We start from the raw sequence: 15,433 nt of genomic DNA on the forward strand, positions 1-15,433 counted from the left end.
CTCAGCACTCCCCTTCGCCGGCGCCAACACAGTCAGCCACATAGTCCACCAGTTCGCCGACCCGCAACCCGATCACGTCGTCCAGGTCCTTTTCGGCGAGGAACTCAGCCAGGTTCACTCGCTCGCCATAGCGCTCCTGAATGCGTCCCGCGACCGTGACCAGGTCAATGCTTTCCAGTTCCAGCTCTTCGTGGAAGGTGGTCCGCATGGTGATCTCGACGCCGTCAAGCCCGTAGTCATCGAGGATGCCGCGAAGCATTCCGCTGATCTCCACCAGAATCTCCGCAGTGGTGATGCCGCCAACCGCAGTCATTGCCCGCTCTCCTCATCAATCGTCCACGTCACGACATACACCCGGTCCGGAAGGTCGGCCGGATTGCGAACGGTCGCCGATCGCAACCGGTGGGTCCGCGCTCGTACGGACACGACCAGCTCGTCACCGACCACCTCGGTCACCACGAAATGCCTCGGCTGGCCACCGAGGCCGGTGCCTTCCGCTTTGGCCACCGCCTCTTTCGCTGTCCAGAATCTGGCAAACCACAGCTGCGTCGGCTCCCCGGTCGCCGTCACCGAGTCGGCCAGCAATCGTTGCGTTGCTCTGGCTCGGAAAGCGCGAACGCCATCGTACTGGCCGGTCGCTCGACGACTTGTTCGACGTCGATGCCGACCCGTACCGACGCGCCTGGCCGAGCCAGCGCTACCCCGACTTGCGCGCAATGTGCCAGCGAGACACTGAAGGCCGGCAAGTCGTCGCGGTGCCGGCCGGTGACGTACGGGCGACCGGACGGATCGTTGCCGACCGCGATTTCGGCTGGGAACAAGGCATCCCAGCCTTGCTCCCACAACCAGCCACGGACCGCGTCCTTGACCGCTATCCGGCCGAGCAGCCACCGGCGCTGCGATGTGGCTGGTAGCGCGGCGTATTCGGCCTGCTCGCTGGTATTCAGATACTTGCGCAGATAAAGATCCCGCGAGGCCTCTCGTGGCCACCGCTCCGGGGTGAGCATCCACCCGCCGGCCTGCGGCTCGGAGAGCAGGTTTCGCTGCGGCATCCGGTAGGCCCACTCGATGGCCAGGTGGCTGTCGAAGCGATAGTCCTGCCAGCCGCTGATTTCCGCGAAAACCCGGCCACCGCTGGTCAGCTGCGCGTCGAACTCGTACGCCCGATCCGTGATCGACCGCACCACCAGCGTGCATCCGACCTCGCTGCCGGGCGCCGGCTCGTCAGCGTAGAAGTCGATCTTCGCGATGGAGACCGGGAAAACCACTCGGCGAGTGGTCTGCGTTTCCACGATCCACAGCCCCAGCAACTGCCCGACATTGTCCAGCAGTCCACCCGGCGCGGTCGGCACGGTGAACACCGCCCGCGCATGCTTTTCGCCGACCGCCAGCAGTTCGGTGACGCCCTGATAGCGCGGCCCGTGAAACATCCAGCGTTCGGTGTAAAAACGCTCGGCGGTGATGGTCGGCACCCGCTCGGCGGCAGTAGGTGCTGGCCACGGTGGAACCGCCGGCGGATAGTGGCTACCCAGCTGGACAATTCCATGGGCGTACTCACCCAACCCGACTTCGACCCGGTCCGGCGCGGCGGTGGGAGTGACAGCCAGCGGAACATCCACCGCCGGCGCGGCCACCAGCCAACGGTTCAGCCGTACGTCCGAAACTCCCACCGCGGTCCGGCCCGGCACCTCTTTTTCGGCAGCGTCCATCATCAACCGGACGATCGTGGTCGCCGGCACCACCGGCCGCCGGTCGATCTCGTCCGGCCAGCCCTCCCGCTGCTCGGCGAAACAGTGGTCCAGCAAATAGGGCATGGTTTTTCGGTGGAAACTCGCAAAGTCCTTGGTACGGCCGGTCGCGGGCTAGCGGCCCGCAACACCGCCACCGCGGTTCGCTCGGTTTCCCGCAACATCGCGTCCAACTCGGCCGCGAGCGGGAAATCGGCGGTGTAGTCGTCCAAAGTGGACCGGGTGGTGTCCCGCGATGGGACCAACCCGCGAGCCGCCGCACCGAGGCTCACCGAACCACCGGACAGGTTCAGTTTGATCGGACTTCTGGTGCGTACGGGCGGCACTATGGTTGACAGTGCGCCAAAGTCCGGCGATCCGCCCTCCACCCACACCGCGGCGGCGACCCGCCGGAGCTGGTCCAGCCCAGACCGCTGGGAAGAGTTCGCCGGCACGGTCAGATGGTCGTCGTCGCCGAGAGTGTCGTCGATCAACGAGCCGAGCTGACCGGGGCCGATCTGCACGAAAACCCGGAAGCCGGCCGCGTACATGTTCCTGATCAGCGAACGGAACCGCACCGGCTCGACCAGGTGCCGCACATAGAGCTCACGGACTTCTCTTGCCCCTACGGGAAAGACCGACGCCGTGGTGGCCGACCACACCGGCACTGCTGGTGGATGGATCACCATGTCCTGGACAAACCCGCGAAACTGGTCGAGGTAAGGCGCGAGCATCGGTGTGTGGAAACCAGACCGGAACGGCAGCACCTGGCAGATCACCCGCCGCGCGCGGAAGTCGGCGACAACCTCGGCAATCGCACCGGCGGGGCCGCAGACAATCGTCTGGTTCGGGGAGTTCTCGTGTGTGACACCACCACATCGGGCCACTTGACCAGCGCCTCGACGACCCGCTCATACGCACATCCAAGGACAGCGAACTCCACGCCAGGCACCCGCAGCGAATCCGGGTCGACCCGGTCCAGCATCTCGTCCGAGGCCGCCGCGCCGTACACACCCGCGGCGATCATCGCGGTCCACTCGCCGACGCTGTGCCCGGCGACGGCATCCGGCGCCATTCGCAACCGGCGGAGCACCGCATCCAGCAATCGGCCGACCCGGATCACGCTGATGCTGTGCTGACCGAGGCTGTCGCTGGTCAGATTCGCCGCTGGCAGGCCGAAATGCGCGGCGATATCCCCGACGTTGGGAGCGAATTCCGCTTCCAGACCAGGAAAGATGAAGGCCGTACGAGCCGTGGGGTCTGCCAGGAGAGGGTGTGGGCTGAACCAGATGTCGTTGCGGCCACGCCAGCCGGCCTGCCGAGCCACCACTTTCCGGGCCACCGCGAGCCGTTTCGTGGTCGGTTCGACAATCGCCAGCCGGCACCGGCCACCGGTCGGTGCGGGCAGCGCTCGTACGTTCGCGTCCGGTCGGTCCAGCGCAGCGGCCAGTGCGGCTGGGTTTTTCTCCTGACAGCAACAACACCCGGTCCGGCTCGGCGACAGCGACTGGCCTGCCGGACCGCGCCGGCGAGCCTTCTTCCAGCACCACGTGAGCGTTGATGCCACCGAACCCGAAGGCGTTCACCCCGGCCCTGCGCGGCTGACCATCCACAGTGGACCACGGGCGCGCGGTTTCGATGGGCGCGAACCGCGTCCGTACGAGCTCTGGGTTCGGCTGCTCACAATGCAAAGTCGGCGGCAGGGTCTGATGGAAAAGCGCGAGAGCCGCCTTCACCAGTCCGGCCACCCCAGCCGCCGGCATGGTGTGGCCGATCATCGACTTCACCGTACCGATCACCGCCGGACCGGTTTCGGTCGGTGGTCCGAAAACCTCCCGCAGGGTCGTCAACTCGGCCTGGTCGCCGGCCCGGGTGGCGGTGCCATGTGCCTCGATCAGGCCCACCGAACCGGGCGCCAGCGGATCCAGTCCGGCGGCTCGCCAGGCCTGTCTTACGGCTCGAATCTGACCACCCGGATCCGGGCTGGAAAGGCTCGCCGCCCTGCCATCGCTGGCCACCGCGCAGCCGCGGATCACCGCGTAAACCCGGTCGCCGTCGCGCTCGGCGTCGGCCAGCCTTTTCAGCACCACCACCCCGGTGCCCTCACCGATCAGGATGCCATCGGCGCGGCTGTCGAACGGCCGGATTTGTTCGGCCGCCGACAACGCGCCGAGCTGGCTGAAAACACTCCAGAAAGTGATGTCGTGGCAGTGGTGGACCCCACCGGCCAACATCACGTCACAGCGCCCGGTCGCCAGCTCACCCATCGCCTGATCGACCGCGACCAGCGAGGAGGCGCAGGCAGCGTCCACTGTGTACGCCGGACCGCGCAAATCCAGCCGGTTCGCTACCCGCGAAGCGGCCAGGTTGGGCACCAGGCCAATGGCCCCGTCCGGATGGGTCGGGCCTATCGCATCGGTGAAAGCGGAGCGAATTTTCGCTAGCTCGCTGGCATCCAGGGCGGGCACCAGTTCGGCGAGCGTACGCACCAACTGCTGGGCGGTTTTTACTCGCTGGTCCAGCCGCGCGAGACCCGGCCCAATATACCCACCGCGGCCGAGAATAATGCCGACCCGGTCACGATCAGGCAGCTGACTTTCGCCGCCGGCGTCAGCGATCGCGGCCGCCGCGACCCGCAGCGCGATCAACTGGTCGGGCTCGGCGTCGGCCACCGACGCCGGCATAATCCCAAACTGGGTGACCTCGACCTCGGCCAACTCGTCCACAAACCCGCCACGCCGGCAAGAAAGCCTGTCTGCTGCGTTCTTTTCGCCCGGTTGGTAGAAACTCTCGGGTCCCAGCGGTCCGCCGGCACCTCGGTGATGGCGTCCACTCCGGCCACCAGATTCTGCCAGTAGGTCGACAGGTCCAGGTCCGGTGCACCGGGCAGCAGAACCGCCATTCCGACGATCGCGACGGGCGTGGCCGTTGTCATCGGCTACCAGCCCGAAGCCGTGTAGACGACTGAACGGACCGCCGGCTCGCCCCAGGCAAGTTCCCGCAGCAGGCTCAAAACGCCTTCTTCGGGGTCAATCAGGTCGATACCGCGCTGCGCGTAGTCCCGGCCGAGTTCGGCCGACACCATGCCGCCGTGCCGGCCGGCCGGCGCCCACGGTCCCCAATGAACAGTCAGCACCCGGCCGCCGGTGTGGGCGGCCCAGGCCGCACCCATCGACTCCATCGCATCATTGGCCGCCGCGTAATCAGCCTGGCCGCGGTTGCCGAGAGCGGCCGCAATACTGCCGAACGACACCAGGAATCCAGGCTGCGCCGGGCCTTCTTCTCGCAGCGCTCGCAGCAGCGCGAGAGCACCGTCCACTTTGGTCTCGAAGACTCGGCGGAACGACTCCTGGTCTTTGTCAGCCAGCAGCCGGTCCTCGATCACACCCGCCGCGTAGATGACCCCGTCGAGCCTGCCGTATTCGGCGTGAATGTCCTTCACGATCCGCCGAATCGCGTCCTCGTCCCGTACGTCCGCGCAGTGGTAGCGAACTGTGGCGCCCTTACCCAAAAGTTCGTCCACGGTCTGGGCCACCTCACGCTCGGCAAGAATGCGCCGGGCCATCCGGTCGACCTCCGCGGCACTGCGATGACCCTGCGCGACCAATGCCGCCCGGAGGCCCGCCAGCTCGCCCGCGCCGGCGGTCGCCGCGTCTTCAGGGCCGACCGGCAACGCCGTACGTCCGATCAACTCGATCCGGCAGCCACTGGCGGCCTGCAGCGTTTCGGCAAATCTAGCGGCAATTCCGCGTGCTCCGCCGACCAGCAGGACGACCGAGTCCGGCCCCAACCCGATCGCGGCGGCCTCCGCCGCGCCCTCACCGGCAGGGCCCGCGCCCACCCCGGCCAAAGCACCGAGCGGAGCCTGGACCATTTCCCAAGCGCGCCGCTCGCCACCGTCGGCCACCACCACCGGGGCAGAGTCCGCTGCCAACAGTTCGGTGACAATGACGGTGGCGAGCAGATCAGTGGGCTGCGCCGGGTCGACCTCGACCAGCCTCGTCGTGACGTCCGGATATTCCCGCGCCACCGAACGGAAAAGTCCGCGCAAGCCGGCGTGCCGCGAGACCGCGCCGCCAGTCGTACGGGCAGTCACCGTGAGCAGCCAGCGCGGCGAACCAGCCAGCGCTTTCTTCAGCGCGGGCAGTCCCGCCGGAAGTGCCCACTCAATGCCGTCCAACGCCACCCGATCGATCTCGACGACCGGGCTGAGCAGCGGGCCAAGGTCGATAATGCCGGCGCAGCCAGCCAGGTTTTCCTGCTCCACACCCACCAACGGCTCGGCGCCACAGGCAGCCAAGGCGGTCGCGACCGCGGCCGCCAGCACGCCGTCCGTGTCACCCACGATCGCCAACCGCAGCCCATTCAACATCGACGGACTGTCCATTGTGGACGGCGAGATCCGCACGGGCTCCAGCACAAACCGCTGCGGGGGCGATCCGGCCGGCAACTCCGGTGTGGAGTGCACCTTCGGCGGCTGTTCCCTGACGCTGGGTTTGCTGCTCGTACGCACCGAAATCCACTCGACCATCGCCCGCGCGGTGCGCCGCTTGGCCAACTCATCGACATCCGCGTCGGCGAACCGCAGGTCCGGGCTGGCGAAAGTGGCCAGCAGTTCACCGGAAATCTCGGCCCGCTTGATCGAGTCGACGCTGAGGTCGGCCTCCAGGTCCACGTCCGGCTCAATCATCTCCAGCGGATAGCCGGTGCGCTCACCGATCAGCGTCAGAACCGTACCCATGACGTCCACTGTGGACGGTTCGGGAGCGGCGACCGGTGCTGGCGGGACCACAACGAGCTCGGGAGCCGCTATCGCAAGCGCGACAGGGGCAGGCGCGGCAGCCAGCACCGGCGCCTTCCCGAGGTCTCAGCAGCACATCCCGCTGGGCCGCGACCATTTCCCTGCTGGTCAACAGGAACTCGCGGATCAACTGCTCGGTGCCCGAGTTCTGCTGGGGCGGCACCGACTGGCTCATCGTCTTCTCCTGGATCCGTTGGGCCGGCCGAAGCCCGCCAGAAAGCGGCGCGCCATCCGCCGTGCGTACGACCTGACCGTCGACAGTCCAGCGTGGCTGGGCGGGCAGGGTGGTGCCGGTGAGCTGCCGCGCGTCCCGGCCGCGCAAAAGCCAGTCGGTACGGATCCGAACACCGGCCACCGCGAGCCGAGCCAACGCGGTCAGAAATCCGGGCAGTCCACTGCCCTTGCCCTCGATCGCGACCGTCTCATGTGGACGGTCGGCGAGAATGGCGTCAACCAGTCGGCTGAGCACTCGTCCAGGCCCCGCCTCCACGAAAATCCGGGCGCCGGCCGCGTACATCGCCTCGATCTGGGCGACGAACTTTACTGGCGCGCCGACCTGGCCGGCGAGTCCATCGGCAACCGCCGCCGCCGCCGCCGCGACGGGGTAGCGGTCGGCCGTACGGTTGGACCACACTTCCCTTTCCAGCGGGCGAACACGGTGTGACGCCACTTCTTCGCCGAACGTCCGCACCGCGGAGGCGATCAGCGGGCTGTGGAAAGCACACGCGACTGGGATCTTCTTTCCGGCCAGGCCGGCCGTCCGCAGGTCAACAATGGCGCGATCGACCAGCTCGGTCGGCCCGGAGATGACCACCTGCCGGGGCCCGTTGTGGTTGGCCACCACGACCTGGTCGGCCAGCCCTGCCGCGGACAGCACGTCCCGCACCTCGTCCGCGCCGGCGGCCACCGCGGCCATGGTGCCGGGATCGCTGCCAGCGGCGGAAAGTATCGCGTCAGCCCGAGCAGATGACAGAGTTAACAGCGTACGCGCGTCAAAAGCGCCGGCCGCCGACAGCGCGACGAGCTCGCCATAGCTGTGCCCGGCCAGCATGTCCGCCTCGACGCCCACCCGGGACAAAAGGTGGTGAGTGGCGAGGCCGGCAATGCCCAGCGCGGGCTGGGCGGCGCGGGTGTCCCGCAGCCGGCCTTCCTGCGCTGCCACCGCATCCGGCCCGTACGCCGTCGGCGGGAAGAGAGGTCCGGCGTGCCGTTCGTCCAGCCGGAGAAACTGCTGGATCTCCGGGAAAGCCACGAAAAGATCGGCGAGCATGCCGGGCCGCTGACTGCCCTGTCCAGGGAACAGCATAGCCAGTTTGGTAGGCCCGTCCGTCCACTGTGGACACCGGAACAAACCACGATCGGGATCACTCTCACCAGCCGCCGCGCGCCGCAAGAGCTCGGAAAGAGCATCCAGGTCAGCGGCCACGATCGCGATCCGCACCGGATCCGCCCGCCGTTGCGCCCGCTGGGACGCGGTGGCGGCGAGGTCGCGCAACCGCACTGGCGAACCTGCGGTTTCGGCCTGGCGAAGCAGATCCAGCAACCATTCGACGTCGCGGGCCGCGGCCTGATCATCGACACCGCGGAATGTGAACAGCTCCACCGGCCACTCTCGCAGCCCATGCCGAGGTGCCGGACCAGCGTCGTACCCACCCAGGACGACGTGGAAATTCGTGCCACCAAAGCCAAAGGCGCTCACGCCGGCGACCCGGTCGGCGACCGGTGCGGTCCACGGCCGCGAGCCGGCCCCGAACGCAAACGGGTTGGTGTCCGGCTGCCAGGCCGGATTCGGCGCGGTGACGTGCAAAGTCGGCGGCAACGTGCCGGTGTGCAGCGCCATCGCGGTCTTGATCAAGCCGGCCAGCCCGGCGGCGCATTTGGTGTGCCCGATCTGCGACTTCACCGACCCGATCGCACACCTGCCCGGCTGGGCTCCAGCTTCGGCGAAAACCTCGCTGAGGGTGGTCAACTCGGTACGGTCGCCGACCACCGTGCCGGTGCCATGCGCCTCCACCAGCCCGACCTGAGACGGCGAGATGCCGGCGTTTCGGTACGCCCGCTGCAAAGCTGAGCGTTGCCCTTCCGGTCGAGGTGCGGTCAGGCCCAGCGACTTTCCATCGCTGGCGCTGCCCACGCCTTTGATGACCGCGTAAATCCGGTCGCCGTCCCGTTCGGCATCAGCGAGCCGCTTCAGCGCGACACAGCCAACTCCTTCACCGAGCGCGATCCCGTCGCCGGTCTCGTCGAACGTACGACACCGGCCAGTCGGAGAAAGCGCCTGGACAGAGGAAAACATCAGGTAATCGTTGATGCCGTTGTGCAGATCCGCGCCACCACACAACACCAGATCACTGGTTCCGCTGACCAGTTCCTTACAGGCCACGTCGACGGCGGCCAGCGAAGACGCGCAGGCCGCGTCGACCGTGTAGTTGGCGCCACCCAGGTCCAGCCGGTTCGCGATCCGACCGGCGATCACATTGGCCAGCGAGCCCGGAAAGGAATCCTCGGTCAATCGGGGCAACTGATCGTCGAGGCCGTCCGGCACCTTGCCGAAATAGCTGGGCACACACCGTACGCAGGACCATCGCGTTGGACAGGTCACTTCCGGCCTCAGCACCGAAAACCACGCTCGTACGCGACCGATCCCAGCCACTGTCGGCATAGCCGGCGTCCGCCAGCGCCTGGTCCGCTACCTGCAGGGCGAGCAGCTGCACGGGTTCGATGCTGGCCAGCGCGGTCGGCGGAATACCATAGCGCAGCGGATCGAACGGAATCCGGGGTAGGAAGCCACCCCATTTCGATGGGGTGCGCTCACCTGGGGCGTGCCCGCCCGGCGGCTCGTGATAAAGCGACGAATCCCAACGCTGCGCCGGAACCTCGGTCACCGAGTCGACGCCACCGACCACATTGGACCAGAACGCGGACAGGTCCTGCGCCCCAGGGAAAACGCAGGCCATCCCGACGATCGCCACATCCAGCGGCGCCGGCGCCGGCGCTTCCACGGGCTCGATGCCGAGGCGGTCTCGCAGCTCACGCACACGTTCTTCAAGGAAGTCAACGGCATCGACGGTGACCGACTGGTGCAGCCGCTCGATTGTCGTGACGTCCGACCGTAAAACGGCGACCTGGCCGGCCATGAAGAGGCCGTCCGCCAGCTGTTCGGGCTCGTCGACAGTCACCAGATCCGGTCCGTCGCGCCGAAGTCCCTTGCTGGCTACCCGCAGTCGGCCGACATTGAGCCGCTCCAGCTCGGTCCACGCGTCCCGGTCTGGCACTCCGCTGTCCCGCAGTTCGGCCCGTACGCTGGCAAACTCGGCGGTGAACGGGCTGGCGACGCAGCGGGTCACATGACCGGGGGCGGTCTCCAGCAGGTCGGTACGATGCGCGGCCAGCACCTGGCGCTGGAAAACCTGGCCCACCGCGCCGTCGGTCACTGCCTCCGAGGTGAAAAGGTATGCGCTGCCCATGAGTACGCCGATCCCGGCACCGCGGGCGGCCAGCGGTGCCGCCGCCGCCGCGACCATCGCGGCAGACCGGGCGTCGTGAATGCCGCCGGCGAAATAGACCGCAGAGCGGCGCCGAGGTCCACGTCCGCGGAGCGCTCCTGGAGGTATTCCAGCAACACGCCGATCTGGGCTTCCCAGAGCGGAAAACTGGCCCGCGGGCCGACGTGCCCGCCGCATTCGGCGCCTTCGAAGACGAACTTTCGGGACCCTGCGTCCAAGAACTGCCGCAGCAGGCCCGGCGACGGCACATGCAGGAATGCTTGGATGCCGGCCGCTTCCAATGCCTGCGCCTGCGCCTGCCCCGGCCGGCCGCCGGCCACGATGACGGCCGATGGCCGCAACTCGTGGATGACTTCCCACTGAGCCCTACGCACCTCTTCCGGCGCGAAACCCAGCACCCCGACACCCCAGGGCCGGTCGCCGACGACCTGCTTCGTCTCGGTCAGCAGAGCCCGACTCTGGTCCGGCCCGCTGAGCGCCAACGCGACAAACGGCAGCGCGCCATGATGGGCCACCGAGGCGGCAAAACTGGCCTGGTCGGAAACGCGGGTCATCGGACCCTGCGCGATCGGCAGCGCCGTACCCACCGCCCGACCCAGCACCGAATCGGGCCGCAACGCCCGCGCACCAATGGAATTCTCTTCCAGTGCCTCGAAAATTGCCGCCCGGATCGCTCGTACGGCCCGAGCCGTGCTGCCATACCGGCGGGCGAAGACCTGCGCCAAAAAGCCGTCCTGGCCGATCGGCAGAGCGCGTCCGGGCCCGCCGCGGGGCGCCATCATCCGCCGCCCGTCTACCAGGACGGACTCCGATCCGTCCGTACCGTGAAGAAGCGATCGCACATCGTCGGGCAGCTCCGATTCCGGCATCAGCGCAAGCTGTTTTCCAGTACGACGACGCCGCCCCGCCCACCACCGCGGCCACCGCTGTCCGCGGCCCGATCCCACCGGCCACCCACACTGGGCAGGTGATCCGCGGATCGGCCAGAAGCTGTTGCAGCAGAACGAAAGAGCTGAGCTCGCCGACCTCACCGCCGGCTTCGTTGCCGCGGGCGATGACGCCGTACGCGCCGGCGGCCACCGCGACAAGGGCCTCATCGAGGTGGGTGACCTCCACCAGAACAGTGCGGTGTTCGACAACGTCGGCAATCGACCATGGCGCATTCCGGCCCAGCACCACGGTGTCCACTGCGGACAGTGCAGTGTCTGCAAGAATTACTTCGAAACCGATGTCACAGCCGGCGGCGACCCGGACGCCGAAGGCACCGGTCACCGTTTTCGCTGCCATCGCAAGGGCATTGCGAGCGACCGAGGCAGTGCTACCAAGATCGAGAATGCCGAGGCCACCGGCCCGACAGACGGCCGCGACCAGGGTGGCGTCCGACTCGCCGCACGGACTGATCCCGAGCGTGAGCAGCCGGCCAGCCACATCCAGGGCCACCGATTCCAATGCCACCGTGCCTCCATTGGCCGAGCAGGCGTGATGAGCCCATCCACGAACCGGGTCGGCGCGTACGGCGGACAGGGCATCGCTTTCCCGACACCGGCCACCTGAATGGACTAGAGGCAGCAAACTATCCCAAGAACGAACGATGGGACAAGCGCCGGGCATTGTGACGTATTCCGACTTTGCGAATCTCCTCCCGAAAATCGACGGACAGCGATGACACGTTCACACACAGCCTCGGTTATTCGGTCAGGAAACCACTCCGATCGATCCGAAACAAGGTGTTCACCAAAAGGTCGCCACGGTCTGCTAATTTCTTCTGTCCTGACTGTCACTGGGGAAACAGGAGGGCGGTTTCACTCGTCAGCGGCAGTCCGGTAAGGTCACCTCCGGCCGCGCCCATTCCTGGTCAGCGTCATTTTCTCTTTCGTTGCAAGCAATCCACATTTCACCCGGAGCACACCGGGTGTCTTGTTGTTTTCCTTAGTCCGGCGAACCGAAAACACTCACTCTCGTCACAACTCCTTGCTGACCAAATTAGTATGTGATACATAATAAGAGTGTCGACACCACCAGCTGCGCAAACCCTGGCCGCGATCCACGCTTGGACCCGACTGGACCAGGCATTCGCCGGTCTGAACCGCGAGTTGCAACGTCACCACCAGGTAACCGGTGCCCAGTTGGCCATTCTTCGCATGCTCGACGAGTGGGGCGAAGCGTTGTCGCTGCAGGAAATGCGGGACCGACTGGTCATGCACCCAGCCACTCTCGGGCAGTTGGTCGACCGACTGGCCAGCCGCGAGTGGGTGGCATTGGCCGCCGATCCGGACGATCGACGGCGCCGGATCGTACGGCTGACCACAAAAGGGCGCCGACTGATCAGGAATGCACCACTGGCCGGCCCGATCCGCCTGCGATATGCGAAAGCCGATCCAGCAAGACTCCAAAGGCTGGCGGCCGCATTCGAGGACGCCATCGTCCTCTTCGGACTGGAGAACTACCAGCCAGATCGAACTTCACAAAAAGGATAAAAGCCATGAATTCCGCAATTCGCGTACTCGGCGTCGACAACATTCTCTTCGCGGTCGCCAATCTCGACGACGCCATCGAGAGTTCTACGCCGATCGCCTCGGCCTGCCACTCGTCTTCCGGCTCGACGAACCGGGCATCGCACTGTTCAAGCTCGGCCCGGAAGCCCCCGGCCTTCTGCTGCGTCGCGGCACCGTCGCCTCCCCCGCACCCTCAACCGCTGCCAGGCTCTGGCTCGAGGTGCCAGACGCCCGCGAAGCCGCCGAGACTCTCCGTACTCGCGGCGTCGAGCCACTGTCCGACCCGTTCTCGGTCGCCACCGGCTGGATCGTCGAGGTCGCCGACGCGGCCGGCAACATCATCGGTTTCACCGACTACACCGCCAACCCATCCCTCGGCCGGACCGCAGGACACTAGATCTCGATCACCGCTGAGGTATCGACGATCACACGTCCTCCGGCCCGAACCCGAGGATCTCTTCCCGCTCCTGCTTCGTTATGGACTTGCCGCGGACCTCGGGCGGGATCTGCGGCCAGATCTCCTCCTCCAGGACACGCATCATCCGCTCATGCCGCTGCTTACGAACATCAGGTTGACGCAGTCGCTCCAAGCGTTCGCGGAGTGCTGCCCTCACCGCGGCGGTCTTGGTCTCGCCGGTGAGTGTTGCCAGTTCGGCCGCCAGTTGCTCGGCTTCCGGATCTTTGATGTTCATTGCCATGGTAGGTGGCTACCCCAAATGGTGTAATTGCCGTCACGGGAGCGGCCGTACGGTCAGCGGCCGGCGCCGGCCCGGTCCATTTGCCGGACTTCCTTCTTGAGCTCGGAAATCTCGTCCCGGAGCCGGGCTGCCAGCTCGAACTGCAGCTCTCGGGCGGCGGCCAGCATCTGGTCGTTGAGCTGGTGGATCAGGTCGGCCAGCTCGGCACGGGCCATTCCCTCGGTCTTCACCGGCCCGGCACCGCCCTTGGATGACAGGCCTGGCACGGGAGCCTTACCGCGGGACTGCTGGCGGCCGGAACCGCCGATCAGCTCGCCTTCGGTGTCCTCGGCCTCGGCATAGATCACGTCCAGGATGTCGACGATCTTCTTGCGCAGCGGGGTCGGGTCGACGCCGTTCGCCTTGTTGTACGCGACTTGCTTCGCTCGCCGACGGTTGGTCTCATCAATCGCCTTCTCCATCGACGGCGTGATGTTGTCCGCGTACATATGCACCTGGCCGGACACGTTTCGAGCGGCCCGCCCGATGGTCTGGATCAGTGAGGTGCCCGAGCGCAGGAAGCCTTCCTTGTCGGCGTCCAGAATGGACACCAGCGAGACCTCCGGCAGGTCGAGACCCTCGCGCAACAGGTTGATGCCGACGAGCACGTCGAAAGTGCCCTTGCGCAGCTCGCGCAGCAACTCGATCCGGCGCAGCGTGTCGACCTCGGAATGCAGATATCGCACCTTGATGTCGAGCTCCAGCAGATAGTCGGTGAGGTCCTCCGACATCTTCTTGGTGAGCGTGGTGACCAGAACTCGCTCGTTCCGGTCTGCCCGGAGCCGGATCTGCTCGACCAGGTCGTCGATCTGGCCCTTGGTCGGCTTGACGATCACCTCCGGGTCGACCAGCCCGGTCGGCCGGATCACCTGCTCGACGACGTCGTTCTTGGTCCGGCCCAGCTCATACTTTCCCGGGGTAGCTGACAAATAGAGAGTCTGGCCAATCCGGTCCAGGAACTCCTCCCACTTCAGCGGCCGGTTGTCCATCGCCGACGGCAGCCGGAACCCGTGCTCCACCAGGGTCCGCTTGCGGGACATGTCACCCTCATACATGCTGCCGATCTGCGGCACCGTCACGTGCGACTCGTCAATGACCAGCAGGAAATCCTCCGGGAAGAAGTCCAGCAGGCAGTGCGGTGCGGTGCCGGCCGCGCGGTCGTCGATGTGCCGCGAGTAGTTCTCGATGCCGGAGCAGAAGCCGACCTGACGCATCATCTCGATGTCATAGGTCGTACGCATCCGCAGCCGCTGCGCCTCCAGCAGCTTGTTCTGCCGGTCCATCTCGGCGAGCCGCTCCTCCAGCTCCGCCTCGATGCCACGGATCCGCCCGCTCCATCCGCTCCGGACCGGCGACGTAGTGGGTGGCCGGGAAGACCATCACCGCGTCGCTCTCGTTGATCACCTCGCCGGTCAACGGATGCAGGTAATACAGCCGCTCGATCTCGTCGCCGAACATCTCGATCCGGACCGCGAGTTCCTCGTACGCGGGGAAGACCTCGACGGTGTCGCCGCGGACCCGGAAAGTGCCGCGCTGGAAGGCGACGTCATTGCGCGTGTACTGCACGTCGACGAACTGGCGGAGCAGCTTGTCCCGGTCAATCTCGTCGCCGACATTCAGCCGCACGCACCGGTCCAGGTATTCCTGCGGGGTGCCCAACCCGTAGATGCAGGACACCGACGCGACCACGATGGTGTCCCGGCGAGTGAGCAGGCTGCGGGGGTGGTGGAGTGCCGGAGCCGCTCGACCTCGTCGTTGACCGACGAGTCCTTCTCGATGTAGGTGTCGGTCTGCGGCACATAGGCCTCGGGCTGGTAATAGTCATAGTACGAAACGAAATACTCGACCGCATTGTGCGGGAACAGCTCGCGGAACTCGTTCGCCAACTGGGCGGCCAGCGTCTTGTTCGGCGCCATCACCAGGGTCGGCCGCTGCAGTTCCTCGACCACCCAGGCGGTGGTCGCGGACTTGCCGGTGCCGGTCGCGCCGAGCAGCACGACGTTGCTCTGGTCGGCGCGGATCCGCGCGCAGATCTCCTTGATCGCGGCCGGCTGGTCACCGGACGGCTGGTAGTCGCTGACCACCTCGAACTTGCCCTCACGGCGGATGATGTCGAGCTTGGGCCTCATACCCACAACGGTACGCCGGACGTATGACAGTCCCGTAC

17 protein-coding genes are annotated in these 15,433 nt (G+C 66.6%); 3 read left to right on the forward strand and 14 right to left on the reverse strand.

Annotated elements, in window-relative coordinates; genetic code table 11:
- Nucleotide 1: 1 nt before the first annotated feature.
- Genes GNX96_RS05055 through GNX96_RS48990 form a run of 10 tightly spaced genes read right to left on the reverse strand, consistent with a single transcriptional unit; the run spans nt 2 to nt 10,903 of the window.
- Nucleotides 2-313, reverse strand: coding sequence for a phosphopantetheine-binding protein (locus GNX96_RS05055; protein WP_163567195.1), 312 nt, complete (start codon nt 311-313; stop codon nt 2-4).
- Nucleotides 310-570, reverse strand: a complete 261-nt coding sequence (locus GNX96_RS48950) for a 4'-phosphopantetheinyl transferase family protein (RefSeq protein ID WP_279579401.1) — start codon at nt 568-570, stop codon at nt 310-312. The genes GNX96_RS05055 and GNX96_RS48950 overlap by 4 nt, the downstream gene beginning before the upstream one ends.
- Nucleotides 567-1,814 (reverse strand): polyketide synthase dehydratase domain-containing protein, encoded by a 1,248-nt coding sequence (locus tag GNX96_RS48955; RefSeq protein ID WP_279579402.1) that lies wholly within the window; start codon nt 1,812-1,814, stop codon nt 567-569. The genes GNX96_RS48950 and GNX96_RS48955 overlap by 4 nt, the downstream gene beginning before the upstream one ends.
- The gene (locus GNX96_RS48960) at nt 1,712-2,614 is read right to left on the reverse strand and encodes an acyltransferase domain-containing protein (RefSeq protein WP_279579403.1); all 903 of its coding nucleotides are present in this window, start codon (nt 2,612-2,614) and stop codon (nt 1,712-1,714) included. The genes GNX96_RS48955 and GNX96_RS48960 overlap by 103 nt, the downstream gene beginning before the upstream one ends.
- Nucleotides 2,615-2,638: 24 nt before the next feature.
- Entirely contained in the window at nt 2,639-4,411 is a 1,773-nt protein-coding gene (locus tag GNX96_RS48965) for a beta-ketoacyl [acyl carrier protein] synthase domain-containing protein (RefSeq protein ID WP_390623920.1), read from the reverse strand.
- Nucleotides 4,372-4,662, reverse strand: a complete 291-nt coding sequence (locus tag GNX96_RS48970) for a beta-ketoacyl synthase N-terminal-like domain-containing protein (RefSeq protein WP_279579405.1) — start codon at nt 4,660-4,662, stop codon at nt 4,372-4,374. The genes GNX96_RS48965 and GNX96_RS48970 overlap by 40 nt, the downstream gene beginning before the upstream one ends.
- Nucleotides 4,663-4,665: 3 nt before the next feature.
- A complete protein-coding gene (locus GNX96_RS48975) occupies nt 4,666-6,468 on the reverse strand; it encodes an SDR family NAD(P)-dependent oxidoreductase (RefSeq protein ID WP_279579406.1) in 1,803 nt (600 codons plus the stop codon).
- Nucleotides 6,440-9,004, reverse strand: coding sequence for a type I polyketide synthase (locus tag GNX96_RS48980; RefSeq protein WP_279579444.1), 2,565 nt, complete (start codon nt 9,002-9,004; stop codon nt 6,440-6,442). The genes GNX96_RS48975 and GNX96_RS48980 overlap by 29 nt, the downstream gene beginning before the upstream one ends.
- Nucleotides 8,901-10,052 (reverse strand): beta-ketoacyl synthase N-terminal-like domain-containing protein, encoded by a 1,152-nt coding sequence (locus GNX96_RS48985; protein WP_279579407.1) that lies wholly within the window; start codon nt 10,050-10,052, stop codon nt 8,901-8,903. Before GNX96_RS48985 ends, GNX96_RS48980 begins: the two co-directional genes overlap by 104 nt.
- Nucleotides 9,959-10,903, reverse strand: coding sequence for a beta/alpha barrel domain-containing protein (locus GNX96_RS48990; RefSeq protein WP_279579408.1), 945 nt, complete (start codon nt 10,901-10,903; stop codon nt 9,959-9,961). The genes GNX96_RS48985 and GNX96_RS48990 overlap by 94 nt, the downstream gene beginning before the upstream one ends.
- Nucleotides 10,904-11,027: 124 nt before the next feature.
- On the opposite strand from GNX96_RS48990, the gene GNX96_RS48995 reads away from it, so the two are divergent.
- The 3 genes from GNX96_RS48995 (at nt 11,028) to GNX96_RS62570 (ending at nt 12,926) form a co-directional block, all read left to right on the forward strand.
- Nucleotides 11,028-11,588, forward strand: a complete 561-nt coding sequence (locus GNX96_RS48995; protein WP_279579409.1) for a hypothetical protein — start codon at nt 11,028-11,030, stop codon at nt 11,586-11,588.
- A 452-nt stretch (nt 11,589-12,040) separates the two neighbouring features.
- The gene (locus GNX96_RS05070) at nt 12,041-12,511 is read left to right on the forward strand and encodes a MarR family winged helix-turn-helix transcriptional regulator (RefSeq protein ID WP_163567196.1); all 471 of its coding nucleotides are present in this window, start codon (nt 12,041-12,043) and stop codon (nt 12,509-12,511) included.
- Nucleotides 12,399-12,926, forward strand: a complete 528-nt coding sequence (locus tag GNX96_RS62570; protein ID WP_390623921.1) for a VOC family protein — start codon at nt 12,399-12,401, stop codon at nt 12,924-12,926. The genes GNX96_RS05070 and GNX96_RS62570 overlap by 113 nt, the downstream gene beginning before the upstream one ends.
- A gap of 28 nt (nt 12,927-12,954) precedes the next feature.
- Here GNX96_RS62570 and GNX96_RS05080 read toward each other — a convergent pair whose 3' ends face one another.
- Genes GNX96_RS05080 through GNX96_RS62585 form a run of 4 tightly spaced genes read right to left on the reverse strand, consistent with a single transcriptional unit; the run spans nt 12,955 to nt 15,395 of the window.
- Entirely contained in the window at nt 12,955-13,221 is a 267-nt protein-coding gene (locus GNX96_RS05080) for a type II toxin-antitoxin system VapB family antitoxin (RefSeq protein WP_279579411.1), read from the reverse strand.
- Nucleotides 13,222-13,280: 59 nt separating this feature from the next.
- Nucleotides 13,281-14,549: a helicase-related protein gene (locus tag GNX96_RS62575; protein WP_390623922.1), complete on the reverse strand. Its 1,269-nt coding sequence runs from the start codon at nt 14,547-14,549 to the stop codon at nt 13,281-13,283.
- Nucleotides 14,491-14,943 (reverse strand): hypothetical protein, encoded by a 453-nt coding sequence (locus GNX96_RS62580; protein ID WP_390623923.1) that lies wholly within the window; start codon nt 14,941-14,943, stop codon nt 14,491-14,493. The genes GNX96_RS62575 and GNX96_RS62580 overlap by 59 nt, the downstream gene beginning before the upstream one ends.
- Entirely contained in the window at nt 14,883-15,395 is a 513-nt protein-coding gene (locus GNX96_RS62585) for a DEAD/DEAH box helicase family protein (protein WP_390623924.1), read from the reverse strand. Before GNX96_RS62585 ends, GNX96_RS62580 begins: the two co-directional genes overlap by 61 nt.
- Nucleotides 15,396-15,433: the final 38 nt, after the last annotated feature.

It is taken from the genome of Fodinicola feengrottensis, assembly GCF_010993775.1.
GTDB classification, from domain to species: Bacteria; Actinomycetota; Actinomycetes; order Mycobacteriales; family HKI-0501; genus Fodinicola; species Fodinicola feengrottensis.